Source organism: Microbacterium sp. GbtcB4 (assembly GCF_019091465.1).
Classification (GTDB): Bacteria; Actinomycetota; Actinomycetes; order Actinomycetales; family Microbacteriaceae; genus Microbacterium; species Microbacterium paraoxydans.
Genome location: NZ_JAGXJJ010000005.1, coordinates 245,383 through 266,853 on the forward strand (window position 1 = coordinate 245,383; position 21,471 = coordinate 266,853).

A 21,471-nucleotide genomic window follows, 5' to 3' on the forward strand; every position below is an offset into this window, starting at 1 on the left:
GGCTCGCGAGGAAACCAGAGACAGGAACGGATGACGGAGACGAAGACACCCTCCACCGACGACCAGACGGTCGACCGCGTGCTGGCGAACGCAGAGAAGCGCTCGGAGGTGCGGATGTTCGGCGCCGCACAGGCGCTCCAGGACGAAGCGACGGCCGCGCACTCGACGGCTGACGGCGACCAGTGGGACCTCGAGGATCGGCACGCGCTGCGGCGTGTGGGCGGTCTGTCGACGGAGCTCGAAGACGTCACCGAGGTCGAGTACCGTCAGCTGCGCCTCGAGAACGTCGTGCTCGTCGGCGTGTACCCGCAAGGGGCCCAGGAGGACGCGGAGAACTCGTTGCGGGAGCTCGCCGCCCTTGCGGAGACCGCCGGCGCCGTCGTGCTCGACGGCGTGCTGCAGCGCCGTCCGCACCCGGACGCCGCCACCTACCTCGGACGCGGCAAAGCGCAGGAGCTGAAGGACATCGTCGCCGCCGTCGGCGCCGACACCGTCATCGCCGACACCGAGCTGGCACCCAGCCAGCGACGTGCGCTCGAAGACGTCGTGAAGGTCAAGGTCATCGACCGGACCACCGTGATCCTCGACATCTTCAGCCAGCACGCCAAGAGCCGAGAGGGCAAGGCTCAGGTCGAGCTCGCGCAGCTCGAGTACCTGCTGCCACGCCTGCGCGGTTGGGGTGAGTCGATGAGCCGACAGGCCGGTGGACAGGTCGGCGCCGGAGGCGCGGGCATGGGCTCGCGCGGTCCCGGTGAGACGAAGATCGAGCTCGACCGCCGACGCATCCGGACGAAGATGGCGCTCCTGCGCAAGCAGATCCGCGACTTCGCGCCCGCGCGCGAGGCGAAGCGGGCCGAACGCAAGCGCAACACCATCCCCTCCGTCGCCATCGCCGGATACACGAACGCCGGGAAGTCGAGTCTGCTCAACGCGCTGACGAGCGCGGGCGTGCTCGTGGAGAACGCGCTGTTCGCGACCCTCGATGCGACCGTCCGTCGGTCCGAGACCGAAGACGGCCGCGTGTACACGCTCACCGACACGGTCGGATTCGTGCGGAACCTGCCGCATCAGCTCGTCGAAGCCTTCCGCTCCACGCTGGAGGAGGTCGGTGACGCGGACGTCGTGCTGCATGTGGTCGACGGCTCGCACCCCGACCCGGCCGGCCAGCTGCAGACGGTGCGCGACGTGATGGGCGATGTCGGCGTGCGAGACATGCCCGAGATCGTCGTCTTCAACAAGGCCGACCTCATCCCCGAGGACGAGCGGCTCGTGCTGCGCGGCCTGGAGCCGCAGGCGCACTTCGTCTCGTCACGGTCCGGCGAGGGCATCGTCGAGCTCCGCGCGGCGATCGAGGAGGCGCTGCCGAAACCGGCCGTCGAGCTCCACGCCGTGATCCCGTACGACCGCGGTGACCTCGTCGCGGCGATCCACGAGACCGGGATGCTGCTGTCCGTCGAGCACCAGGAGGCAGGGACCGCGGTGCACGCGCACGTGTCCGAGCGTCTCGCGGCCGACCTCGCGCCCTACGTCGTCAGCGACTGACGGCAGAGGCTCAGCGAGCGAGGAAGCGCGCCTCGACGGTCGCCGTGAGGACGATGTCCTGCGGCTCGTACTCCATGGCCGGCGCGGAGTCGGCCGCGAAGGCGACGGCGCTGCGTGCTTTCGCCAGCGGAGCGCCGGGTGCAGGTGCCGAGGACAGCAGGCCGGTGTCGGCGATCTCCAGGGGCGTCACCTCAGCGAGGCCGAGCGCGGCGGCGTAGGCCTCGGCTCTCGTCACGGCCACATGGACGGCCTGCGTGGCGACCTCTCGTTCCACGCGAACGCGGGTCTCGGGGGTGAGGTGCCAGTCGACACCGCCGACCTCGACGCCATCCCAGGCGGAGATGTCGGAGATCCAGACAGACAGTTCCGACGCCTCGGCGAAGGTCGCGGTGAGGTCGATGCTCGCGTAGTAGACCGGGGCGAGACGTTTGCCGTCGGCGTTCCAGGGGCGCTCGGCGCGCACGGAGAGCCGCGTGCTGCTCCAGTCGAGGGCGGAGCCGGCGTCCACGCGTCCCACGATGCTGCTGCGGACCGGCTCGGCCAGGCGCATGACGTGATCGACGACGGTCGCGCGCTCCGGACCCTCGGCGCGCACCGAGACGCGGACGGTCGCCCGTTCCGGCGCCAGGCGGGCTTCGTGTTCGCCGCGGACGGTGACTGTCACATCGCTCATGGGGCGACTCTACGCGACGGGCACGGCGGCGGGGAATGGCGGCGGAGGCGCAGACGTTGTAGTCTGTGATGCTCGGGCGTTCGTCGTCCGAGGCTGACAATTCCACAGCGTGACAGCGGCTCCTTCGAGAGAAGGACCACGGGGCTGATCGGTTTCGACAGCGCCTGTGAATCCACGAGAAGCGGGCCGAGGATGCAGAGTTATCTCGTAAACGCTCTCTGCAAAACAATAGTTGCCGAAACCAAGCGCAACGACTTCGCCCTCGCTGCCTAAGCGAGCCCGATAGTCCGTCAGACCGTATGTGATTCCGATACGGATCCTGGCGTCATCTAGGAATCTTGCTGCGTGACGGCGTCTGGACGTCTCGTGGGACTCTTCCCAGGCTGGGCTCGTCGACTTAGGTGTCTGTGACAAAGGTCGGAGCCGAGCAGAACGCTTCCACAGACTGCGCCCGGAGAAGGCGTGGAGACTCAGCGTTGGACGGGGGTTCGATTCCCCCCAGCTCCACCAGGTCGCTGTCACACAGAATGAGGCCCGCCTCCCTAGTGTTCACTGGGGAGGCGGGCCTCACCTTCCCGCCGTGGACGATCGAGACCGAGAACGGAACCGCGTACGCGCTGTGGTGGGAAGCCCGTCAGGGAAGCAACTGCCAAGACGGTCTGCGTTAGGCTCCGCGGCGCGGTGACCGCGATCCTCTACGCGGTCACCCAGCGGACGCCGTCGGCGTCGGGGGTGAAGCGGCGCCCGGCGTCCGTCTCCAGTTCCTCCATGAGGGGGATGATGACGCTCCACAGCGCCCAGTGCTCCGGAGTGCCTTCACCACCTTGTGCCTTCCCCTCCCACCGGGCGGCTGCCGGAAGCGGAACGCGGAAGCCGAACCGGGTCCCCGTCGAGTCGGTGACCTCCGCGCTCAGCGATCCCGCTCCGGCCGCCAACTGCGTCAGGGTGAAATCCCGGGGGATGATGAGTGTTCCACGCGCACGGTCCCAGGCCTGACGGACAGCCGTCAGGAACGGCCCCGCGATCATATCGGTCGTCATCAGAAGTCTCCTTCCCCGATCGGCGGGACAGCGCCCGCCCATTCGACTCCCTCACCGAGATGATCGCAGGCGGAGGGGCCGGATGTCTGTCCCCTCTTCGGGGGACGCGAACGGATCCCCGGCCGCGTACGACCGATCCGGCGCGCGCGCAAGGGGGTCGGAGACGAGCGGCGTCGCGCGGTACCAAGGGGTTCACGACGAAGGGAGACACCATGCCGAAGGGCGATGTCGACACGTTCCACCAGGAAGGCGGCTGGTTCAATCGCGTCCAGGGCGAGGTGAACACGTTCAGCGGGCCGCATGACACGAAGGACGAGGCGGTCGCCGTCGGGCGGGAGACGGCTCGGGCGCGTCAGGTCGAGCACCTCATCCGACGGGAGGACGGCACGATCGGGGAGCGCAACAGCTATGGCGACGACCCCAGGGACGTCCGCGGCTGAGATGCACGCGGCATGACGGCCCTGGTGGCGGAGTCGGGCGTGGCCTACGATTCGCACATGGGGTTCATCATGTACGACAGCACGAGCCAGCTCCACATCGAGGACCGCGCGCTCGCGCACCTCAAGGTCGTGATCGCGACGAAGCTCCGACGCAACGAGAGCTTCACGGTGTCGTGGACCCACCCCGAGGGCGACGCATACGGACGCTCCACGATCTGGCTGCATCCGTCGATCCCGCTGCGCTTCACGTTCGAAGGGCGGGAGCCGCCCAAGCTGAACCCGAAGTGGATCGACGACCTCATGCAATCGGCGAACTCCACCGGAGGCATCACGCTCGTCGACGAGATCGTCCAGGGCTCGACGACGGAGTGACAGCGCAGAAGCCCCACCTCGTGCGAGGCGGGGCTCCTGTCATCGGGCCAGCGGGCTCAGTGCGAGCGGTCCGGGTCCTCGGCGAGCACGTCGTCGCCGTCGTCATCCGATCCGTCCGTGGGCGGAACGGTGCGCGGCTCGCCCTTGTTGTCCTCGGCGCCGAGGTTGTCGTTCTCCTCGGGGCCGGGGGAGGGCTCGGTGCTGATGTCGTTGCGGTCGCTGTCGTTACCCATGGGCGTTCCTTTCCTCGGATGCCTCCAGCCTCGTCCATCACCGGCCGCAGGCCCAGCCGCTTGACAGCCGACCGGATGGTGTGTGCCGTCAGCGGGGGCCTTCGATGAGGAGGAGTCCTTGCTTCGTGTCGGCGACCTTCACCCAGCCGTCGCCGAAGAGGTAGGTCATGCCGTACCCGTCCTCGTCCGTGCTCATGGCGAACTGCGGGTCCTCGGTGACGTACGTGCCCTGGGCGTCTTCCTCGCTCCGCCACCCCTCCTCCTCGAGGCCCGCCTGTGCGCGCTCCGCCTCCTCGATGGACAAGGGAGACCAGCCGTACATCTGCCCGTGGTCCGAGGGCACGCTGAAGTCCGCCCAGAAGCAGAGGAGTCCCTGTGTCAGCTCGACGCCCCCGACGCGGAACTCGCGCGGCTCTGCCGTCCAGCCGGCGTCGGTGAGGGCCGCGACGGTGCCTTCGGAGATCATCGACTCGCACGTGAGCTCGTCCCCGCCCGGTGTCGCGCTCGCGCCGCCGTCTCCCGTGGGAGCGGCAGAGCCCGGCGCCGACGGATCAGGGGTACCGCCACCCGTGCACGCGGTGAGGGCGGCTCCCGCGAGCACGAGACCGATCAGGATCGCGAGTCGTCGGGTGGTCATCGTGGCCTCGGAGAGTCAGTCGTGCAGGAGACGGAGGAACTGGTCGTGAAGGGTGCCGTTGGTGGCGAGTGTCGAGCGCGCCGAGATCGTCTCGGAGCCGTCGAATGCCGTCATGCGCCCGCCGGCCTCGTTCACGATCGCCACAGCCGCTGCGATGTCGTACTCTTTCACATCGAACTCCGCGACCGCCTCCAGTCGCCCTTCGGCGAGGAGCATGTAGGCGTAGACGTCGCCGTACGCCCGATCGCGCCAGACGCGCGCGCTCAGGCGCAGCAGGGCATCCAGCTGTCCGGCGTCACGCCACTGCGCGATGCTCTGGAAGCTCACGCTGGCCTCGTCCAGCGAGGAGACGGTGGAGGTGGAGAGACGGCGCTCCCTGCGGTCGCTGACGGTCCAAGCGCCATGTCCGGCCGCCGCCCACCAGCGTCGGCCGAGGGCGGGCATGCTGACCACGCCGACGCGCGGCACGCCGTCGATCGCGAGGGCGATCATCGTGCCCCACAGAGGAACGCCGCGGAGGAAGTTCGCGGTGCCGTCGATCGGGTCGATGATCCACTGCCGGGCGGTGCTGCCCTGAGCGCCGAACTCCTCGCCGAAGATGCCGTCGTCGGGTCGTTCCTCCTCGAGGATCCGGCGGATCGCCCGCTCCGTCGCCAGGTCGGCGTCGGTCACGTGCGAGTGGTCCGCCTTCGTGGAGATCTCCAGGTCGGCGGCGTCGAAACGCGGGAGCGACTGGGCATCCGCGGCGTCGGCGAGGCGAAGGGCGAGCTGGAGATCGGCGCGCAGGTCGGCGGCGTCGGGAGTGGCGGTCACGCTCTCAGGATAGTCGCCGCCCCGACCGCGCCCGCAGAGACCATCGGCCAGGATCAGGGGGGCGAAACGCCCGAGCCACGCCCGGGCCGCGCCGGATTTCGTGTCGGCGCCAACCGCTGGTAATGTAATTCCTCGGTCGGGGTTATCCCGGGCCACGCACCTCTAGCTCAATCGGCAGAGCAACTGACTCTTAATCAGTGGGTTCAGGGTTCAAGTCCCTGGGGGTGCACGGAACAAGCCTCAGAGATCTCGCCATCTCCGAGGCTTTTTCTCTGCCCGTTTCGGGGCCGGATCGCTCGGGCCGGGATGGAAACCGTGCGTTTCGCGGCCGGGAGAGGCACCTTCTCGAACCCGCACGGGGCGGGAGGGGCGGCGGGATCTGGGGGGTGGGGCGCGCGTCAGGCGCGGCGGACGGACAGCAGCTGCCAGCCCTCGGGAACCTTCGCCTCGATGCCCGCCATGTCGTCGGCCTCGATCTGCTCGACGCCGTCGACGCGATGGAACGTTCCCGTCGCCTCCATCTTCGCCTCGCCCTTGAGCATGCGCACCGGGGCGGAGGTGAGCGCGTAGCCCGGCTCACGATGAGCATCGAGCTGGGTGTGGACGTCTTCGAGGGATGTCCCGGTGACGTCGACGGTCATGGATCCTCGGGGGCGGATGAGGGCGACGAGCATCCGTCCAGTCTACGAGCGGACCGTGCTGCTCAGAGATCCCAGTCGAGCGTGGAGCGCACGTCGACGGGGGCGTCGTGACCGGCGTCCTCGCGGATCAGGTAGACGACGACACGCGACTGTGCGGTGATGAGCACGCTCGTCAGAGCGTCGCCGGTCGCCAAGTCGATGAACGTCGGTTGCGAGCGCGCCGCCGCTTCGATCCGAGACATGAGGTCCGCGACATCCGTGCTGCGAGGCAGGAGGAAGTCGTGCCCATCGATCTCGATGTGCGTCGTCGTCATTCCCGTCTGGTTCCCCATGCGCTCCACGGTACGAACCTCCTCGGAACCCGACAAGAGGGGTTGAACCCCGTCGAAGAGCGTGTTAGGACCGCGTGAGAGCGCTCTCGCTGCCGTCCGACAGCTGCTGCTCCGCAGGCTCGGGGACGAGGTACAGACCGCTCGGGGCGTTGGCGGTGAATGCGAGGGCCTCGATCCAGGCGCGGTTGACGCTGGGCTGGCGACTGCCGTGGTACTTGTACACGAGCGAGCTGCCGGCATGGATCCAGACCGTCGTCCGGCCGCCGCCCATGCTGACGTCGTCCTTCCACGTGAAGCCGAAGGGCTCGCCACGGCGGAGCTTCGCGGTCATGACCAGCTGGATGTGAGTGAGAGCGCGGTCTTCGATATCGACCTTGACGCTGTTCTCGTAGATGAACTTGCCCATTGCAAGATTCCCTTCTCGCCACGGGAACCTGTGCGAAGAGGCGCGGACGCGATGACCGCTGGTGTGGGGTGTGCTCAGCGTTTCACACTTCTGCCCGTTCTCCTACCCGACCGGGGTGTCGTGCGTCGTCGCGTGTCTCCCTGTTTCAGGCCACCGGATCGAGAAGCGTGGGATCGGACGGGTCGACGGTGCGCGTGTTGCTCACCTTGCGGTCCACGACGTGTCCGCGGAGCGTCGCCGCGACATCGGCGGAGGTGTGATCGAGCATCGCCAGCGTGTCGAGCTTGGTCTGCCCGGTGAGCTTCTCCGGTGTGAGCCACGCGTCCCAGGTGTCGGGAGTCAGGAAGGCGGGCATCCGGTCGTGCACCTCCCCACCGGCGTCGCGTGCCTCCCGCGTGACGACGACGAAGCAGCGCACCTTCTCTCCTTCGTGCTCCATCGACCAGGTGAGGCCGGCGGCGGCGAGCAGGCCGTCACCGTGGAGGAAGTGCGGGGTCTTGTGGCCCTTCTCGCCCGTCCATTCGAAGTACCCGCGCATCGGGACGAGGCACCGCGCGGCGGAGAACGCCGGCGCCCAGAACCCGGCGGCGAGCTTCTCCATCCGGGCGTTGATCAGCGGGGCGCGCTGCGGACGGTTGGGGGGACTCTGCCAGTCCCACCGCACGAGTTCGAGGATGCGGCCCTCGCCGCGGTCCCGGACGATGGGGGCGCTCTCGGTGGGCGCGATCGAGTAGGCGCCGTGCCAGGACTTCCACCAGTCCTCCGGGCGGCCGCCATCGGCGACGAACTCCCGGATCAGCTCGTCCGTCGCCGCGTCGTTCGCGAATCGTCCGCACATCTCGTCGCCTCCGTCTCGCCGGTCGCTCGCGCCGCGGCCCGCATCGCCTCCATCATGGGGCATGGCGCGGACATCCGGGGTGTCAGACCACGTCGATCACGGTGCCGCCGGTCAGATCCGACAGCTGGGCGAAGGTCAGCGGCATGACGGTGTGCGGGTGGCCGGCCGCCGCCCAGACCACGTCGTATACCTGCAGGGCACTGTCGATGAAGGTGGGGAGGGGCGTGGGGTGGCCGACGGGCGCCACTCCGCCGATCGCCTGTCCGGTGGCCTCACGGACGACGGCGGGCGGAGCCATGACCACCGCACGCGCCCCGATGCTCCGCGCGAGGACCGCGAGATCCGCGCGGTGCCCGCCGCTGGTCATGACGAGGACGGGACGGCCATCGGCGAGGAAGACGAGGCTGTTGGCGATCGCTGCGACGTCGCAGCCGATGGCGGCGGCGGCCTCCGCGGCGGTGCGGGCGGAGTCGGGAAGGACCCGGATCTCGGTCTCCACGCCGGCGGCGTGGAGGTGTTCCTGCACCCGTCGGCTGCGCTCGGGGAGGGGAGGAGCGTCGGTCATGTCCCCACGGTAGCCGAGCGGGTCAGCCGGCGTCGCCGACGAGGATCGCCGCCGCGTCCTCGGTGACCACGTCGCCCGGCTCGTCGTCGATGTGCGCGAGGACCTTCCGGCCGAGGAGGATCGTCAGTGCGGCCAGCAGGACCGCGGCGGCGGCGAAGAGATACGGCACCGTCGCGCTGAACAGGTGCCACAGCAGAGCCGCGATCGGCGGGGCCATCGCGCCGCCGAGGAAGCGGACCGCGGAGTAGGCCGAGGAGGCGACGGAGCGGGGGAGGTCGGTCGCCTCCATCACGGCTTCGGTCAGCACGGTGTTCATGACGCCGAGGAGCAGGCCGCCCACGATGATGCACACGACGAGAGCGGCAGGTTCGGCGACCACCAGCCCCGCGACGACGAGGTCGACGGCGAGCAGCGGCAGCACGGTGAGGATCACGTGGGTCCTCGGCATCCGGCGCATCAGCACCGGCGCGACCCACACGCTGGTGATCGCGAGGGCGACACCCCAGCCGAAGAACGTCAGGCCGATGCCCATCGCTCCGAAGCCCAGGGGGAAGGGCGAGAACGCGAGCAGCACGAAGAAGCCGATGTTGTAGAACAGGGCGGCCACGGCGAGGATCGCGAGCGCGGGACGGCGCAGAGCCGTGAAAGGGGCGGAGAACTTCACCGGCGTGCGCTTCTCGCCCGGTCCCCGCAGCAGCACGAGCACGGCGATGAAGGCGATGGCCATCAGGGCCACGACGCCGAAGAACGGTCCTCGCCAGCTCTGCTCACCGAGGATGCCGCCGAGCAGGGGACCCACGGCGATGCCGAGGCCGAGCGCCGCCTCGTACAGCACGATGGCCGCGCTGCTGCCGCCGGATGCGGCACCGACGATCGTGGCCAGCGCCGTCGAGATGAACAGCGCGTTGCCCAGCCCCCAGCCGGCACGGAAGCCGATGACCGCGTCGACGCTGCCGCTGATCGCGCAGAGGAAGGCGAACACGACGATCAGGCCGAGACCGACGAGGAGCGTGGCCTTGGCGCCGATCCGGCTGGAGATCCAGCTGGTGACGAGCATCGCGAGGCCGGTGACGAGGAGGTAGCTGGTGAACAGCAGTTCCGTCTCGACCGGCGTGGCCTCGAGCGACTCCGCGATCGCCGGGAGGATGGGGTCGACGAGTCCGATCCCCATGAAGGCGACGACGCACGCGAAGGCGACGGCCCACACCTGGGCGGGCTGCCTCCAGACCGAGGGGGCGGGGGATGCGGGGGCGGTGTTCAACGGATGTCTCCTGTCCGGTCGGCAGAGGTGTGGGCGGCGAGGATCTCGGCCGCACGGGTGAGGGCATGCCAGTCGTCGTCGTCGAGGTCGGCGAACCGCGGTGCGATCGTCTCCCGGAACTCGGAGCGCCAAGCGGCCAGGGCCGCCGTGCCGTCGGGGGTCGCGGCGACGACGGTGGCACGGGAATCGTCGGGATCGGGGGAGCGGCGGATGAGGCCCTCGCGTTCGAGGGCGCCGAGCAGCCGGGTCATGCCGGGCTGTGTCGTGCGGGCTGCCGTGGCGAGCTCGCCGACGCGACGGGGGCCTGACTGGTCGAGCAGGCTGAGCACCCGCCACTGCGCGGCGGGGGCCTCGTTCCCCGCGTCCTGGGCGGCGATGCGACCCAGCGCATAGCCCGACAGGACGAGCGACGGGATGACCTCCGAGCGATTCATACCAGAAAGTATATACCTGTTGGTATGTATCGAGGTCACCGTCGGGCGTGCGCGATCCTCGCGGAGAGCTGATGCGCGTGCGCGAGGAGGATCCGGCCCAGCTCGGCCTGACGCTCCGGGCCGAAGCGGAACGCGACACCGGTGAGGCTGAGGGCCCACTCCGGGCGTCCGGCGCGGTCGAACACCGCCGCGCCGAGGCCCCAGCTCCCCTCGACGATCAGGCCGGGGTTGACGGCGAACCCGCGCTCCTTCGTCTCGGCGAGGCGCTTCCGCAGCGGGCGCTCCCCATGAGCGCGTCCCCAGTTCTCGACGAGCTCCGGATGGCGCTCCAGATAGGCATCCACATCGTGGTCGGGGAGGAAGGCGAGGATCGCCAGGCCCGCGCTCGCCACGCCGAGCGGGAAGCGCACTCCCTCGCTCAGCACGAACGAGCGGATGGGGAACGAGCCCTCTTCCCGCAGCAGGCAGACCGTCTCGTCCGCGCGGCGGACGGAGAAGAATGCGCTCTCCTCGGTCTTCACCGCGAGCGACCGCACGATGTCCCGGGCCAGGGCGGTCACGTCGTATCGAGCGGCAGCCACGGACCCCATGAGGAAGAGCTCGGGTCCCGGCATCCAGCGCGTGCTGTCGGCGTCGCGGTCCACGAGTCCCTCCGCGCGGAGGGCACTGAGCAGGCGATGTGTGGTGGGTCGGGAGAGCCCGGCGCGTGCCGCGAGCTCCTGCAGGGTGGCGCCGTCGGTGCCGGCCGCCGTCACCAGGCGCAAAAGCCGAGCCGCCCGCGCGACGGCCTGAGTGCCGGGGACGGCGTTCGTCACAGTGTCCACATCGTGGACGCTAGTGGTGCGGGCGTCCACATCGCAAGAGGGTGCTGGCCGTGGCTCCGCCGGGGCGAGAGGCTGGAGGGGACACGGAACCGAAGGAGCAGACGTGATGAACAAGCAATGGGAGTCCGCGGCCGCCGCGGTCGCCGACATCCCGGACGGCGCCTCGCTCGCGGTCGGAGGCTTCGGGCTCTCCGGGAACCCGATCGCCCTCGTCGAAGCGCTCCTCGCCCAGGGCACGACCGACCTGAGCGTCGTCAGCAACAACTGCGGGGTGGACGACTGGGGGCTCGGCATCCTGCTCGCCGCGCAGCGCATCCGGAAGATGACGTCGTCGTACGTGGGGGAGAACAAGGAGTTCGAGCGGCAGTTCCTGTCCGGGGAGCTCGAGCTGGAGCTGACCCCGCAGGGCACGCTCGCCGAGAAGCTGCGGGCGGGAGGATCCGGAATCGCCGCGTTCTTCACCCAGACGGGCGTCGGCACCCAGGTCGCCGAGGGGGGCCTTCCTCGGCGGTACCACGCCGATGGGTCGATCGCGGTGGCCTCGCCGCCCAAGGACGTGCGCACGTTCACGGTGCACGGCGAATCCCGCGATTTCGTGCTGGAGGAGGCGATCACCACCGACTTCGCCCTGGTCCACGCGGTCCGCGGCGACCGGCACGGCAACCTCGTGTTCCGGAAAGCGGCGCGGAACTTCAATCCGCTCGCCGCGATGGCCGGGCGCGTGTGCATCGCGCAGGTGGAGCGGCTCGTCGAACCGGGAGATCTCGACCCGGACGCGATCCATCTGCCCGGGGTCTTCGTGCACCGGATCGTCGAAGTCGGCGAGGACATCCCCCAGCGCATCGAGCGACGGACCGTCGCCGCGGAAGGAGCCTGACATGGCGCTCACGAGAGACCAGATGGCCGCGCGTGCGGCGGCCGAGCTGCCGGACGGCGCGTATGTGAACCTCGGCATCGGTCTGCCCACGCTCGTGCCGAACCACGTCCCGTCCGACGTGACCGTGGTGCTGCAGTCGGAGAACGGCATCCTCGGGGTCGGGCCCTATCCGCGAGAGGACGAGGTCGACCCGGATCTCATCAACGCCGGGAAGGAGACGGTGACCACGCTCCCAGGGGCGGCGTTCTTCGACTCCGCCCTCAGCTTCGGCATGATCCGCGGCGGGAAGATCGATGCCGCGATCCTCGGGGCGATGCAGGTCTCCGCCTCGGGAGATCTGGCGAACTGGATGATCCCCGGCAAGATGGTCAAGGGCCCCGGGGGTGCGATGGACCTCGTGCACGGCGCGGGACGGGTGATCGTGCTGATGGAGCACGTCGCCAAGGACGGCTCGGCGAAGATCGTCGACGCCTGCACGCTGCCGTTGACCGGACGCGGCGTCGTGGACCGGATCATCACGGACCTCGCGGTGATCGACGTGACGCCGGACGGGCTCGTCCTGGTCGAGCTCGCGCCCGATGTCACGGTGGAGCAGGTGCGGCACGCCACGGAGCCGCCTCTCCGCCTCGCCCCGGAACTGGACAACGGAAGGACCGAGATCAATGAGTGAGAACGATGTCGTCATCGTCGCCGCGGCGCGCACCCCGCAGGGGCGGCTGAAGGGCCAGCTCGCCGCCTTCACCGCGCCGCAGCTGGGGTCGTTCGCGATCCGCGGTGCGCTGGAGCAGGGCGGAGTGGACCCGGCTGACGTCGACGCGGTCATCGTGGGACAGGTGCTGGCCGCGGGGTCTGGTCAGAACGCCGCCCGTCAGGCCGCCATCGGCGCGGGAATCGGCTGGGACGTCCCCGCCCACTCCGTGAACAAGGTCTGCCTGTCCGGGCTCACCGCCGTGATCGACGCGGCGCGCGTGATCCGGACCGGGGACGCCGAGGTCGTCGTCGCCGCCGGCATGGAGTCGATGACCCGTGCACCCCATCTGCTCATGGGATCGCGCGAGGGCTGGACCTACGGCACCGTCGAGGTCCTCGACCACATGGCCTACGACGGGCTGACGGACGCCTACGACCGGGAGAGCATGGGCGCGTCCACGGAACGGCACAACGCGCGCTACGAACTCACCCGGGAGGCCCAGGACCAGGTCGCCGCGCTCTCGCATCAGCGCGCCGCCGCCGCGCAGGAGAGCGGTGTGCTCGACGCGGAGATCGTCGCCGTCGAGGTGCCGCAGCGCCGGGGCGAACCGGTGCGCGTGACCAGGGACGAGGGCGTGCGCCCCGAGACGACGGTGGAGACCCTCGCGGGACTGCGAGCCGCCTTCGCCGAGGGTGGCTCGATCACGGCGGGTAACTCGTCCCAGATCTCGGACGGCGCCTCCGCCGTGGTCGTCACGACGCGGGCGACCGCCGAGGCCAAGGGCTGGGCGGTGCTCGTGACCGTCGGCGCGAGCGGCCAGACCGCCGGCCCTGACAACTCGCTCCAGGCGCAGCCGGCGCGAGCGATCGAGCAGGCGTGCCGGAAACAGGGCATCACCCCGCAGGACCTCGACCTCGTGGAGATCAACGAGGCGTTCGGGGCCGTCGTGGCCCGCTCGCAGACCGAGCTCGGGCTGGACGGTGAGATCGTCAACGTGCACGGCGGCGGCATCGCGATCGGTCATCCGATCGGTGCCTCCGGCAACCGTCTCGTGGTGCACGTCGCGCACGAGCTGGCCCGCCGGGGAGGCGGAACCGCGGCGGTCGGCCTGTGCGGCGGCGGCGGTCAGGGCGAGGCGCTCATCCTCACGCGCTGACGCGGGAGGCGCGGGGGTGCGTCAGGACCGCTTGTCCTGGGCGTGCCCCTGCGCGTCGGCGAGGGCCTTCTGCGAACGGAACTGCAGACGCTGCGCCTTCTTGGACTTCTTCACCGACTGCGGGGAGTCCGCGTCCACCGGCACGCCGTGGCGTTCGCGGCGCATGTCGACGACCGCGCCGACCGCGAGCGCCATCGTGATGCCCCAGCTCACCCACGACAGGAGCGAGCGCCAGGTGATGGGTTCGTTGCGGGTGCCGCGCAGCAGCGAGATCCCAGCCGAGATCGCGGCGACGAGTCCGGTGCTGAAGAGGTAGCGCATGCCCCTACGGTACCCGCAGCCGGGGTGCGCGGGCCGGAGCCTTGACAAGCCGGGGGAGAGGCTGGCAGGGCGCCCGCCCAGGGGCACCGGATATCATGGAAGGGTCGCGGTTCGCCCGCGGCCGCAGAAACCGTGTATCTACCGGCCGTCGGCGTCTCCGGCGGACAGCGGCGGCACCCGACATCGCGTCGTCGACGCGCGAGAGCCATGACACACGCCAGCACCACGCCCGATACCGCCGAGCCGAGCCTCTTCCGCCTCGCCGGCCTGCCCTACTTCCTGATCGCGTTCATCGCGCGTCTGCCCTTCGCCATGATGGTGGTCGGTGTGCTGACCGTCGTCGTATCGGCGCGGGAATCCCTGTCCCTCGGCGGGCTCACGTCCGCTGCGGTCGGTCTCGGCACCGCCTGCTTCGGTCCGCTCCTGGGCGCCGCCGCCGACCGCTTCGGCCAGCGCACGGTCCTCCTCGCGCTCGCCGTGGGCAACGCGGCGATGCTCCTGCTCTTCACCGCGGTGGTCTATGGTCCGGCCGCCGACGGCTTCGTGCTTCTCACCGCGATCGGCATCGGCGCGACGGCCCCGCAGGTGGCGCCGCTCTCGCGCTCCCGTCTGGTCACGATCATCGGCGAGCGGATGCCGGCGGAGCGCCGCGCCCGCACGGTCTCCGGCACGATGGCGTACGAGTCGGCCGCCGACGAGACTGTCTTCGTGTTCGGTCCTTTCCTCGTGGGTGTCCTCGCCTCGGCACTCGCGCCCTGGGCGCCGCTGGTCGGCGCCGCCGTGCTGACCCTGGTGTTCGTCGGGGCCTTCGCGCTGCACCCGAGCGGACGGCATGTGTCGCAGGACCGCACCGAGGACGGCCGGGCGCCGTCCGCCGTGTCCGAGCTGTTCCGGCCGCAGCTCCTCATCGTCGTCCTCGGCATCCTGGGAGTCGGCATCTTCTTCGGGACCATGCTCACCTCGCTCACGTCGTTCATGGCCGACCTCGGTGCCCCGGAGCAGGCGGGCCTGCTGTACGGCGTGATGGGCGTCGGCTCCGCGCTGCTGGCCCTGGGTGTCGCGTGGCTCCCCGCGCGGTTCTCGCTCCGGGCGCGATGGCTCGTGTTCTCCGGAGTCCTCCTCGCCGGCTCGCTGCTGCTCGGCATCGTCGACTCGCCGGCGGGGATGATGCTCGCCCTGGCCATCATGGGCATCGGCATCGGTCCGACCCTCGTCACCCAGTACAGCTTCGGAGCGGCGCGGAGCCCCCGTGGCCGGTCGGCGACGGTGATGACGATGCTCGGCTCCGGGGTGATCGTCGGCCAGTCGATCGGCGCCGCGGTGGCGGGGGAGATCGCGGAGAGCCTCGGCACGTCGGCCGCCCTCGTGCTTCCGATGATCGCGGCCGGCATCGCGTTCGCGGCGGGTCTCGCCAACTGGGCCCTCAGCGGTCTGCACCGCGGAACGTCCGCTGTCAAGGCCTGAGCGCGGACCAGCGGTCGGCGCTCATCCTCGGTAGGTTGGAAGCTCCTGGACCGAGGAGTGCCCCTGTGACCGCTGCTGATTTCGTCGTCGTCGCCAACCGCCTCCCGGTGGACCGGGTCGTGGGGCCGGACGGGGAGGAGACCTGGCGGACGTCGCCCGGCGGACTCGTCGCCGCACTCGAGCCGATGATGCGCCGCGTGCACGGCGCCTGGGTCGGCTGGCCCGGTCAGCCGGACGTGGAGCTCGAGGCCTTCGATGCCGATGGGATCCATCTCATCCCGGTGACGCTGAGCTCCGAGGAGGTCGCGGACTATTACGAGGGCTTCGCCAACGACACGATCTGGCCGCTCTACCACGACGTCATCGCCCCGCCGCAGTACCACCGTGAGTGGTGGGAGGCGTATGTGCGGGTCAATCGCCGGTTCGCCGAGGCTGCCGCGGCCGCCGCCGCTGAGGACGGGACCGTCTGGGTCCACGACTACCAGCTCCAGCTCGTGCCCCAGATGGTCCGCGAGCTGCGCCCCGATGTCACGATCGGCTACTTCCACCACATCCCGTTCCCCGCGCACGGCCTCTACGCTCAGCTTCCCTGGCGCGACCAGGTCCTCCGCGGACTGCTCGGCGCCGACGTCATCGGCTTCCAGCGGGCGCAGGACGCGACCTACTTCCTCACCGCGGTGCGGCGCCGGCTGCGCTACGAGGTGAAGGGGCCGAACATCACGGTCCCGGAGCAGGGCGGGTCGCGGACGGCGATCGCCAAGGCGTTCCCGATCTCCATCGACACCGCCCCGTACCTCGAACTCGCCGCGCGGGAGGACGTCCGGGCGCGGGCCGCGGAGATCCGCGCGAGCCTCGGCAACCCCAAGCGCATCCTCCTCGGCGTCGACCGCCTGGACTACACCAAGGGCATCGGGCACCGGATCAAGGCCTACGGCGAGCTCCTCGAAGACGGCCGCCTCGATGTGGAGGACGTCACCCTCATCCAGGTGGCGAGCCCGAGCCGGGAGCGGGTGGACGCCTATGCGCACCTCCGGGACGAGATCGAGCTCGCGGTGGCCCGCATCAACGGCGACCACGACACGGTCGGCCACTCCGCCATCCGCTACCTGCATCAGGGATACCCGCGCGAGGAGATGGTCGCCCTGTACCTCGCGGCGGACGTCATGCTCGTGACGGCGCTGCGCGACGGCATGAACCTCGTCGCGAAGGAGTACATCGCCACGCGGACGGACAACCGCGGCGTGCTGGTGCTCAGCGAGTTCACCGGCGCGGCGGACGAGCTCCGTCAGGCCGTGCGCGTCAACCCGCACGACATCGCCGGGCTCAAGGACGCGATCATGGAGGCCGTGGAGATGTCGCCCGCCGAGCAGGGACGCCGCATGCGGTCCCTGCGCCGACGGGTGCTCGACAACGACGTGAACGCCTGGTCGTCGTCCTTCCTCGAGGCCCTCGCGGACGTCCGCAGCCGCTGACCGCCCTTCCTGCACCCCCTTCTTCCTCTCGATCGGAGACACCGTGACGCGCCCCTGGATCCCCGGAACCGCCGACGCCGACCTCACCGCCCTCGCGACGACGCCGCGCCTGGTGGTCGCCCTCGACTTCGACGGCACCGCGTCGCCGCTCGTCGTGGACCCCATGGCCGCGCGGGCGCTTCCCGAGGTGGCCGTGCAGATGAATCGCCTCGCTGCGATGCCCGACACCGTGGTCGCCTACGTCTCCGGGCGCAGCATGCACGACCTCCGGGAGATCACCGAGCACACCGACGACTCCGTCGTCGTCCTCGCCGGCTCCCACGGCGCGCAGTACTGGTTCCCCGGCGAGGGGGCCGCCGACGCGCCGGGCGATGCGACCGAGACCGGGGCGCGGGAGGAGCTGTGGGCTGCCGCGCAGCCGATCATCGACCGTTACGAGGGGGCGGAACTGGAGCCCAAGACCTTCGGCATGGGCGTGCACACCCGCCGCGCGGACCGGGACACCGAGGAGAAGGTCTTCGCCGAGATCGATGCCCTCGTCGCCGAGCGCTTCCCGCACTGGCGGCGGCGTGCCGGCCACCGGGTGCTGGAGTTCTCGTCGCGGAACGAGGGGAAGGACGCCGCGATGATCGCCCTCCGTGAGCGCTTCGACGCGACGGGGATCCTCTTCGCCGGCGACGACGTGACCGACGAGGATGCGATGCGCGTGCTGCAGGAGGGCGACCTCGGCGTGCGCGTCGGGCCGGGGGAGAGCGCCGCGACCCTCCGTGTGGACTCTCCACAACAGATCGCCGCGCTTCTGGAGACGCTCGCGAACGAGAGGGCCGTCGCGCAGGAATAGACTCTCGTCATGTCCTCGCATGATCCCTCCGCCAGCGCGCCCATCGACATCAAGCCCCGCAGTCGCGTCGTCACCGACGGCATCGAGGCCACGACCTCCCGCGGCATGCTCCGCGCCGTCGGCATGGGGGATGCCGACTGGGACAAGCCGCAGATCGGCATCGCGTCGAGCTGGAACGAGATCACGCCCTGCAACCTGAGCCTCGACCGGCTCGCGCAGGGCGCGAAGGAGGGCGTGCACTCCGGCGGCGGGTACCCGCTGCAGTTCGGAACCATCTCCGTCTCGGACGGCATCTCGATGGGCCACGAGGGGATGCACTTCTCGCTCGTCTCCCGCGAGGTCATCGCCGACTCGGTCGAGACCGTGATGATGGCCGAGCGCCTCGACGGCTCCGTCCTGCTCGCGGGCTGCGACAAGTCGATCCCCGGCATGCTCATGGCCAGCGCGCGCCTCGACCTGTCGAGCGTCTTCCTCTACGCCGGGTCGATCGCGCCGGGCTGGGTCAAGCTCTCCGACGGCACCGAGAAGGACGTCACGATCATCGACTCGTTCGAGGCGGTCGGTGCCTGCCGTGCCGGCCTCATGAGCGAGGAGGACCTCAAGCGCATCGAGTGCGCCATCGCTCCCGGTGAGGGCGCGTGCGGCGGCATGTACACGGCCAACACCATGGCCTCCGTCGCCGAGGCGCTCGGGCTCAGCCTCCCGGGCTCCGCCGCGCCGCCCGCCGCCGACCGCCGTCGCGACTACTTCGCGCACCGCTCGGGCGAGGCGGTCGTGAACCTGCTCCGCCAGGGGATCACGACGCGCGACATCCTCACCAAGGAGGCGTTCGAGAACGCGATCGCCCTCGCGATGGCCCTCGGCGGCTCGACCAACGTCGTCCTCCACCTGCTCGCGATCGCCCGCGAGGCCGAGGTCGAGCTGAGCCTGCACGACTTCAACCGCATCGGCGACAAGGTCCCGCACGTGGCCGACATGAAGCCGTTCGGCAAGTACGTCATGAACGACGTCGACCGGCACGGCGGCATCCCCGTGATCATGAAGGCCATGCTCGACGAAGGGCTGCTGCACGGCGACGCGCTCACGGTCACCGGCAAGACGCTCGCCGAGAACCTCGCCGAGCTCGACCCGCAGCCGATCGACGGCGAGGTCATCCACACGTTCGACAACCCGATCCACGCCACCGGCGGCCTGACGATCCTGCACGGATCGCTCGCGCCGGAGGGTGCCGTGGTCAAGACCGCCGGCTTCGACGCTGCCGTCTTCGAGGGCCCCGCGCGGGTGTTCGAGCGGGAGCGCGCCGCCATGGACGCGGTCGCCGAGGGCAGCATCGAGCCGGGGACGGTCATCGTCATCCGGTACGAGGGCCCCAAGGGCGGACCGGGCATGCGCGAGATGCTCGCCATCACCGCGGCCATCAAGGGCGCGGGGCTCGGAAAAGATGTACTACTCTTGACGGACGGACGATTCTCAGGCGGCACAACCGGCCTGTGCATCGGCCACATAGCACCCGAAGCGGTGGACGCAGGTCCTATCGCCTTCGTGCGCGATGGTGATCTGATACGGGTCGATATCGCAGCTCGCTCTCTCGATCTACTCGTCGACGAGGCAGAGCTCGCCTCCCGCCGCTCTGGCTGGGAGCCGCTTCCCCCGCGCTACACCCGAGGCGTTCTTGCCAAGTACTCGCGCCTCGTGCGGTCCGCCGCCGAGGGAGCGACGACCGGCTGATCCATCGACCGGCTCAGCAACCGCTCGATCGGAGCGCCGGTGTCCCGCACAGTTCATCAGAAGGAAAGTCATGACTGCTGACTCCGTCTCGGCCGTGCCGAGGCCGCCCGCCCGTCCATCCGCTCCGGAGATCACCGGTGCGGAGGCCGTCGTCCGCTCGCTCGAGCTTCTCGGCGTCACGGACGTCTTCGGCCTTCCCGGCGGCGCGATCCTCCCGGTCTACGACCCGCTCATGGACGCCTCGCAGCTGCGCCACATCCTCGTGCGGCACGAGCAGGGCGCGGGTCACGCGGCCGAGGGCTACGCGTCCGCATCCGGCAAGGTCGGCGTGTGCATCGCCACCTCCGGTCCCGGAGCGACCAACCTCGTCACGGCGATCGCCGACGCCTACATGGACTCGGTGCCGCTGCTCGCGATCACCGGCCAGGTGTTCTCGACGCTGATGGGGACGGACGCGTTCCAGGAGGCCGACATCGTGGGGATCACGATGCCGATCACCAAGCACTCGTTCCTGGTGAAGGACGCCGCCGACATCCCCGGTGCCATCGCCGCGGCCTACGAGATCGCCGGCACCGGTCGTCCCGGTCCCGTGCTCGTGGACATCACCAAGGATGCGCAGCAGGCGACGGCCCCGTTCGTGTGGCCGCCGAAGATCGACCTCCCCGGGTACCGACCGGTGACCAAGGCGCACGGCAAGCAGATCCAGGCGGCAGCCGCCCTCCTCGCCGAGGCGAAGAAGCCGGTGCTGTACGTGGGTGGAGGCGTCGTCCGCGGCCGTGCCGCGGCCGAGCTGCTCGAGCTCGCCGAGTCGACCGGCGCGCCCGTCGTCACCACGCTGATGGCGCGCGGCGCGTTCCCCGACTCGCACCCGCAGCACCTGGGCATGCCGGGCATGCACGGCACGGTTCCCGCCGTGCTCGCACTGCAGGAGGCCGATCTCCTCGTCTCGCTCGGCGCCCGGTTCGACGATCGCGTCACGGGCAAGGCCGCGCTGTTCGCGCCGCACGCGAAGGTCGTGCACGTCGACATCGATCCGGCGGAGATCTCCAAGATCCGCACGGCCGACGTGCCGATCGTGGGCGATGTGCGCGACGTGCTCACCGATCTCGATGCCGCCTTCCGCGGAGCGACGGCCGACGCGAAGCCCGACATCGAGGAGTGGTGGTCGTACCTCGACGGACTCCGCAACGAGTTCCCCCTCGGGTACGCGCCGACGACCGACGGCCTGCTCGCCCCGCAGTACGTGATCCAGCGCATCGGAGAGCTCACCGGTCCGGAGGGCATCTTCGCCTCCGGTGTGGGGCAGCACCAGATGTGGGCTGCGCAGTTCATCAAGTACGAGCGCCCGAACGCCTGGCTGAACTCCGGCGGCGCGGGCACGATGGGCTACTCGGTGCCGGCGGCCATGGGCGCCAAGGTCGCGGAGCCGGAACGCCAGGTCTGGGCGATCGACGGCGACGGCTGCTTCCAGATGACCAATCAGGAGCTCGCCACCTGCGCGATCAACAACATCCCGATCAAGGTCGCGATCATCAACAACTCGTCTCTGGGCATGGTCCGGCAGTGGCAGACGCTCTTCTACGACGGCCGTCATTCCAACACCGACCTGAACACCGGGCACGGCACGATCCGCATCCCCGACTTCGTGAAGCTCGCGGAGGCGTACGGCTGCCTCGCGATCCGCGTGGAGAAGGAGGAGGAGGTCGACGCCGCCATCCAGCTCGCGCTGGAGACGAACGACCGCCCCGTGGTGATCGACTTCGTCGTGAGCGCCGACTCCATGGTGTGGCCGATGGTGCCGCAGGGGGTCAGCAACAGCTATGTCCAGTACGCGCGCGACCACGCGCCCGCGTTCGACGAGGAGGACTGA

At 70.0% G+C, this 21,471-nt stretch carries 25 protein-coding genes, 1 tRNA gene and 1 other RNA gene; 13 read left to right on the forward strand and 14 right to left on the reverse strand.

The genetic code is table 11. From position 1 onward, the window contains the following. The first annotated feature begins 30 nt into the window (after positions 1 to 30). The gene (gene hflX / locus KVS71_RS10495) at positions 31 to 1,542 is read left to right on the forward strand and encodes a GTPase HflX (RefSeq protein WP_060921064.1); all 1,512 of its coding nucleotides are present in this window, start codon (positions 31 to 33) and stop codon (positions 1,540 to 1,542) included. A gap of 10 nt (positions 1,543 to 1,552) precedes the next feature. On the opposite strand, the gene KVS71_RS10500 is transcribed toward hflX, so the two are convergent. Then, positions 1,553 to 2,215 (reverse strand): SIMPL domain-containing protein, encoded by a 663-nt coding sequence (locus KVS71_RS10500; protein ID WP_217584492.1) that lies wholly within the window; start codon positions 2,213 to 2,215, stop codon positions 1,553 to 1,555. A 140-nt stretch (positions 2,216 to 2,355) separates the two neighbouring features. On the opposite strand from KVS71_RS10500, the gene ssrA reads away from it, so the two are divergent. Next, positions 2,356 to 2,725, forward strand: a transfer-messenger RNA (tmRNA) gene (ssrA, locus tag KVS71_RS10505). Positions 2,726 to 2,910: 185 nt separating this feature from the next. Here ssrA and KVS71_RS10510 read toward each other — a convergent pair. Further along, positions 2,911 to 3,255, reverse strand: coding sequence for a hypothetical protein (locus KVS71_RS10510; protein WP_217584493.1), 345 nt, complete (start codon positions 3,253 to 3,255; stop codon positions 2,911 to 2,913). A gap of 212 nt (positions 3,256 to 3,467) precedes the next feature. On the opposite strand from KVS71_RS10510, the gene KVS71_RS10515 reads away from it, so the two are divergent. Both KVS71_RS10515 and KVS71_RS10520 read left to right on the forward strand, forming a co-directional pair. Beyond that, positions 3,468 to 3,695, forward strand: a complete 228-nt coding sequence (locus tag KVS71_RS10515; RefSeq protein ID WP_060920996.1) for a DUF2188 domain-containing protein — start codon at positions 3,468 to 3,470, stop codon at positions 3,693 to 3,695. 57 nt (positions 3,696 to 3,752) lie between these two features. After that, complete coding sequence (locus KVS71_RS10520; protein WP_025103247.1) at positions 3,753 to 4,067, forward strand: hypothetical protein; 315 nt, start codon at positions 3,753 to 3,755, stop codon at positions 4,065 to 4,067. Between the two features lie 56 nt (positions 4,068 to 4,123). On the opposite strand, the gene KVS71_RS10525 is transcribed toward KVS71_RS10520, so the two are convergent. The 3 genes from KVS71_RS10525 to KVS71_RS10535 all read right to left on the reverse strand — a co-directional run bounded on the left by KVS71_RS10525 (position 4,124) and on the right by KVS71_RS10535 (position 5,750). After that, positions 4,124 to 4,300: a hypothetical protein gene (locus tag KVS71_RS10525; protein WP_158698530.1), complete on the reverse strand. Its 177-nt coding sequence runs from the start codon at positions 4,298 to 4,300 to the stop codon at positions 4,124 to 4,126. A gap of 88 nt (positions 4,301 to 4,388) precedes the next feature. Then, entirely contained in the window at positions 4,389 to 4,937 is a 549-nt protein-coding gene (locus KVS71_RS10530) for a hypothetical protein (protein WP_105949717.1), read from the reverse strand. 15 nt (positions 4,938 to 4,952) lie between these two features. Next, complete coding sequence (locus KVS71_RS10535; RefSeq protein ID WP_144880979.1) at positions 4,953 to 5,750, reverse strand: inositol monophosphatase family protein; 798 nt, start codon at positions 5,748 to 5,750, stop codon at positions 4,953 to 4,955. Between the two features lie 156 nt (positions 5,751 to 5,906). Between KVS71_RS10535 and KVS71_RS10540 the strand changes: the two genes are divergently transcribed. Continuing rightward, a tRNA-Lys gene (locus KVS71_RS10540) sits at positions 5,907 to 5,979 on the forward strand. A gap of 169 nt (positions 5,980 to 6,148) precedes the next feature. Here KVS71_RS10540 and KVS71_RS10545 read toward each other — a convergent pair. The 8 genes from KVS71_RS10545 to KVS71_RS10580 form a co-directional block, all read right to left on the reverse strand. Next, positions 6,149 to 6,424 carry a hypothetical protein gene (locus KVS71_RS10545; RefSeq protein ID WP_217584494.1) on the reverse strand — a complete coding sequence of 92 codons (276 nt, stop codon included), beginning with the start codon at positions 6,422 to 6,424 and terminating at the stop codon, positions 6,149 to 6,151. Positions 6,425 to 6,453: 29 nt separating this feature from the next. After that, positions 6,454 to 6,723 (reverse strand): hypothetical protein, encoded by a 270-nt coding sequence (locus KVS71_RS10550; RefSeq protein WP_144880981.1) that lies wholly within the window; start codon positions 6,721 to 6,723, stop codon positions 6,454 to 6,456. Between the two features lie 64 nt (positions 6,724 to 6,787). Further along, entirely contained in the window at positions 6,788 to 7,129 is a 342-nt protein-coding gene (locus KVS71_RS10555) for a hypothetical protein (RefSeq protein ID WP_060920991.1), read from the reverse strand. Positions 7,130 to 7,274: 145 nt separating this feature from the next. Further along, complete coding sequence (locus KVS71_RS10560) at positions 7,275 to 7,967, reverse strand: SOS response-associated peptidase (protein WP_144880982.1); 693 nt, start codon at positions 7,965 to 7,967, stop codon at positions 7,275 to 7,277. Between the two features lie 82 nt (positions 7,968 to 8,049). Further along, positions 8,050 to 8,532, reverse strand: coding sequence for a YbaK/EbsC family protein (locus KVS71_RS10565; RefSeq protein ID WP_217584495.1), 483 nt, complete (start codon positions 8,530 to 8,532; stop codon positions 8,050 to 8,052). A 22-nt stretch (positions 8,533 to 8,554) separates the two neighbouring features. Then, positions 8,555 to 9,793: an MFS transporter gene (locus KVS71_RS10570; RefSeq protein WP_144880984.1), complete on the reverse strand. Its 1,239-nt coding sequence runs from the start codon at positions 9,791 to 9,793 to the stop codon at positions 8,555 to 8,557. Beyond that, positions 9,790 to 10,227, reverse strand: a complete 438-nt coding sequence (locus tag KVS71_RS10575; protein ID WP_144880985.1) for a MarR family winged helix-turn-helix transcriptional regulator — start codon at positions 10,225 to 10,227, stop codon at positions 9,790 to 9,792. The genes KVS71_RS10570 and KVS71_RS10575 overlap by 4 nt, the downstream gene beginning before the upstream one ends. Before the next feature lie 35 nt (positions 10,228 to 10,262). Beyond that, the gene (locus tag KVS71_RS10580) at positions 10,263 to 11,051 is read right to left on the reverse strand and encodes an IclR family transcriptional regulator (RefSeq protein ID WP_060920986.1); all 789 of its coding nucleotides are present in this window, start codon (positions 11,049 to 11,051) and stop codon (positions 10,263 to 10,265) included. A 103-nt stretch (positions 11,052 to 11,154) separates the two neighbouring features. On the opposite strand from KVS71_RS10580, the gene KVS71_RS10585 reads away from it, so the two are divergent. Genes KVS71_RS10585 through KVS71_RS10595 form a run of 3 tightly spaced genes read left to right on the forward strand, consistent with a single transcriptional unit; the run spans position 11,155 to position 13,775 of the window. After that, positions 11,155 to 11,928: a CoA transferase subunit A gene (locus tag KVS71_RS10585; protein WP_217584497.1), complete on the forward strand. Its 774-nt coding sequence runs from the start codon at positions 11,155 to 11,157 to the stop codon at positions 11,926 to 11,928. A gap of 1 nt (position 11,929) precedes the next feature. Next, positions 11,930 to 12,598, forward strand: coding sequence for a CoA transferase subunit B (locus KVS71_RS10590; RefSeq protein ID WP_217584498.1), 669 nt, complete (start codon positions 11,930 to 11,932; stop codon positions 12,596 to 12,598). Next, entirely contained in the window at positions 12,591 to 13,775 is a 1,185-nt protein-coding gene (locus KVS71_RS10595; RefSeq protein WP_105949720.1) for an acetyl-CoA C-acetyltransferase, read from the forward strand. The genes KVS71_RS10590 and KVS71_RS10595 overlap by 8 nt, the downstream gene beginning before the upstream one ends. A gap of 21 nt (positions 13,776 to 13,796) precedes the next feature. Here KVS71_RS10595 and KVS71_RS10600 read toward each other — a convergent pair whose 3' ends face one another. Next, complete coding sequence (locus tag KVS71_RS10600; RefSeq protein WP_025103262.1) at positions 13,797 to 14,096, reverse strand: hypothetical protein; 300 nt, start codon at positions 14,094 to 14,096, stop codon at positions 13,797 to 13,799. Positions 14,097 to 14,303: 207 nt separating this feature from the next. Between KVS71_RS10600 and KVS71_RS10605 the strand changes: the two genes are divergently transcribed. The 5 genes from KVS71_RS10605 (at position 14,304) to KVS71_RS10625 (ending at position 21,471) form a co-directional block, all read left to right on the forward strand. Further along, positions 14,304 to 15,560: an MFS transporter gene (locus KVS71_RS10605; protein WP_060920983.1), complete on the forward strand. Its 1,257-nt coding sequence runs from the start codon at positions 14,304 to 14,306 to the stop codon at positions 15,558 to 15,560. A gap of 65 nt (positions 15,561 to 15,625) precedes the next feature. After that, positions 15,626 to 17,032, forward strand: a complete 1,407-nt coding sequence (locus KVS71_RS10610) for a trehalose-6-phosphate synthase (RefSeq protein WP_060920982.1) — start codon at positions 15,626 to 15,628, stop codon at positions 17,030 to 17,032. A gap of 43 nt (positions 17,033 to 17,075) precedes the next feature. Further along, a complete protein-coding gene (gene otsB, locus KVS71_RS10615; RefSeq protein WP_025103265.1) occupies positions 17,076 to 17,873 on the forward strand; it encodes a trehalose-phosphatase in 798 nt (265 codons plus the stop codon). Positions 17,874 to 17,882: 9 nt separating this feature from the next. After that, positions 17,883 to 19,601 (forward strand): dihydroxy-acid dehydratase, encoded by a 1,719-nt coding sequence (ilvD, locus tag KVS71_RS10620; protein WP_060920981.1) that lies wholly within the window; start codon positions 17,883 to 17,885, stop codon positions 19,599 to 19,601. A 70-nt stretch (positions 19,602 to 19,671) separates the two neighbouring features. After that, a complete protein-coding gene (locus tag KVS71_RS10625) occupies positions 19,672 to 21,471 on the forward strand; it encodes an acetolactate synthase large subunit (protein WP_025103267.1) in 1,800 nt (599 codons plus the stop codon).

Coding starts and splice junctions, on each gene's coding strand:
- KVS71_RS10500 (WP_217584492.1), bottom strand. CDS start 2,215: ATGAGCGATGTGACAGTCACCGTCCGCGGCGAACACGAAGCCCGCCTG.
- KVS71_RS10590 (WP_217584498.1), top strand. CDS start 11,930: ATGGCGCTCACGAGAGACCAGATGGCCGCGCGTGCGGCGGCCGAGCTG.
- KVS71_RS10565 (WP_217584495.1), bottom strand. CDS start 8,532: ATGACCGACGCTCCTCCCCTCCCCGAGCGCAGCCGACGGGTGCAGGAA.
- KVS71_RS10560 (WP_144880982.1), bottom strand. CDS start 7,967: ATGTGCGGACGATTCGCGAACGACGCGGCGACGGACGAGCTGATCCGG.
- KVS71_RS10600 (WP_025103262.1), bottom strand. CDS start 14,096: ATGCGCTACCTCTTCAGCACCGGACTCGTCGCCGCGATCTCGGCTGGG.
- ilvD (WP_060920981.1), top strand. CDS start 17,883: ATGTCCTCGCATGATCCCTCCGCCAGCGCGCCCATCGACATCAAGCCC.
- KVS71_RS10625 (WP_025103267.1), top strand. CDS start 19,672: ATGACTGCTGACTCCGTCTCGGCCGTGCCGAGGCCGCCCGCCCGTCCA.
- hflX (WP_060921064.1), top strand. CDS start 31: ATGACGGAGACGAAGACACCCTCCACCGACGACCAGACGGTCGACCGC.
- KVS71_RS10555 (WP_060920991.1), bottom strand. CDS start 7,129: ATGGGCAAGTTCATCTACGAGAACAGCGTCAAGGTCGATATCGAAGAC.
- KVS71_RS10550 (WP_144880981.1), bottom strand. CDS start 6,723: ATGGGGAACCAGACGGGAATGACGACGACGCACATCGAGATCGATGGG.
- KVS71_RS10525 (WP_158698530.1), bottom strand. CDS start 4,300: ATGGGTAACGACAGCGACCGCAACGACATCAGCACCGAGCCCTCCCCC.
- KVS71_RS10515 (WP_060920996.1), top strand. CDS start 3,468: ATGCCGAAGGGCGATGTCGACACGTTCCACCAGGAAGGCGGCTGGTTC.
- KVS71_RS10575 (WP_144880985.1), bottom strand. CDS start 10,227: ATGAATCGCTCGGAGGTCATCCCGTCGCTCGTCCTGTCGGGCTATGCG.
- KVS71_RS10605 (WP_060920983.1), top strand. CDS start 14,304: ATGACACACGCCAGCACCACGCCCGATACCGCCGAGCCGAGCCTCTTC.
- KVS71_RS10595 (WP_105949720.1), top strand. CDS start 12,591: ATGAGTGAGAACGATGTCGTCATCGTCGCCGCGGCGCGCACCCCGCAG.
- KVS71_RS10530 (WP_105949717.1), bottom strand. CDS start 4,937: ATGACCACCCGACGACTCGCGATCCTGATCGGTCTCGTGCTCGCGGGA.
- KVS71_RS10510 (WP_217584493.1), bottom strand. CDS start 3,255: ATGACGACCGATATGATCGCGGGGCCGTTCCTGACGGCTGTCCGTCAG.
- KVS71_RS10545 (WP_217584494.1), bottom strand. CDS start 6,424: ATGCTCGTCGCCCTCATCCGCCCCCGAGGATCCATGACCGTCGACGTC.
- KVS71_RS10520 (WP_025103247.1), top strand. CDS start 3,753: ATGGGGTTCATCATGTACGACAGCACGAGCCAGCTCCACATCGAGGAC.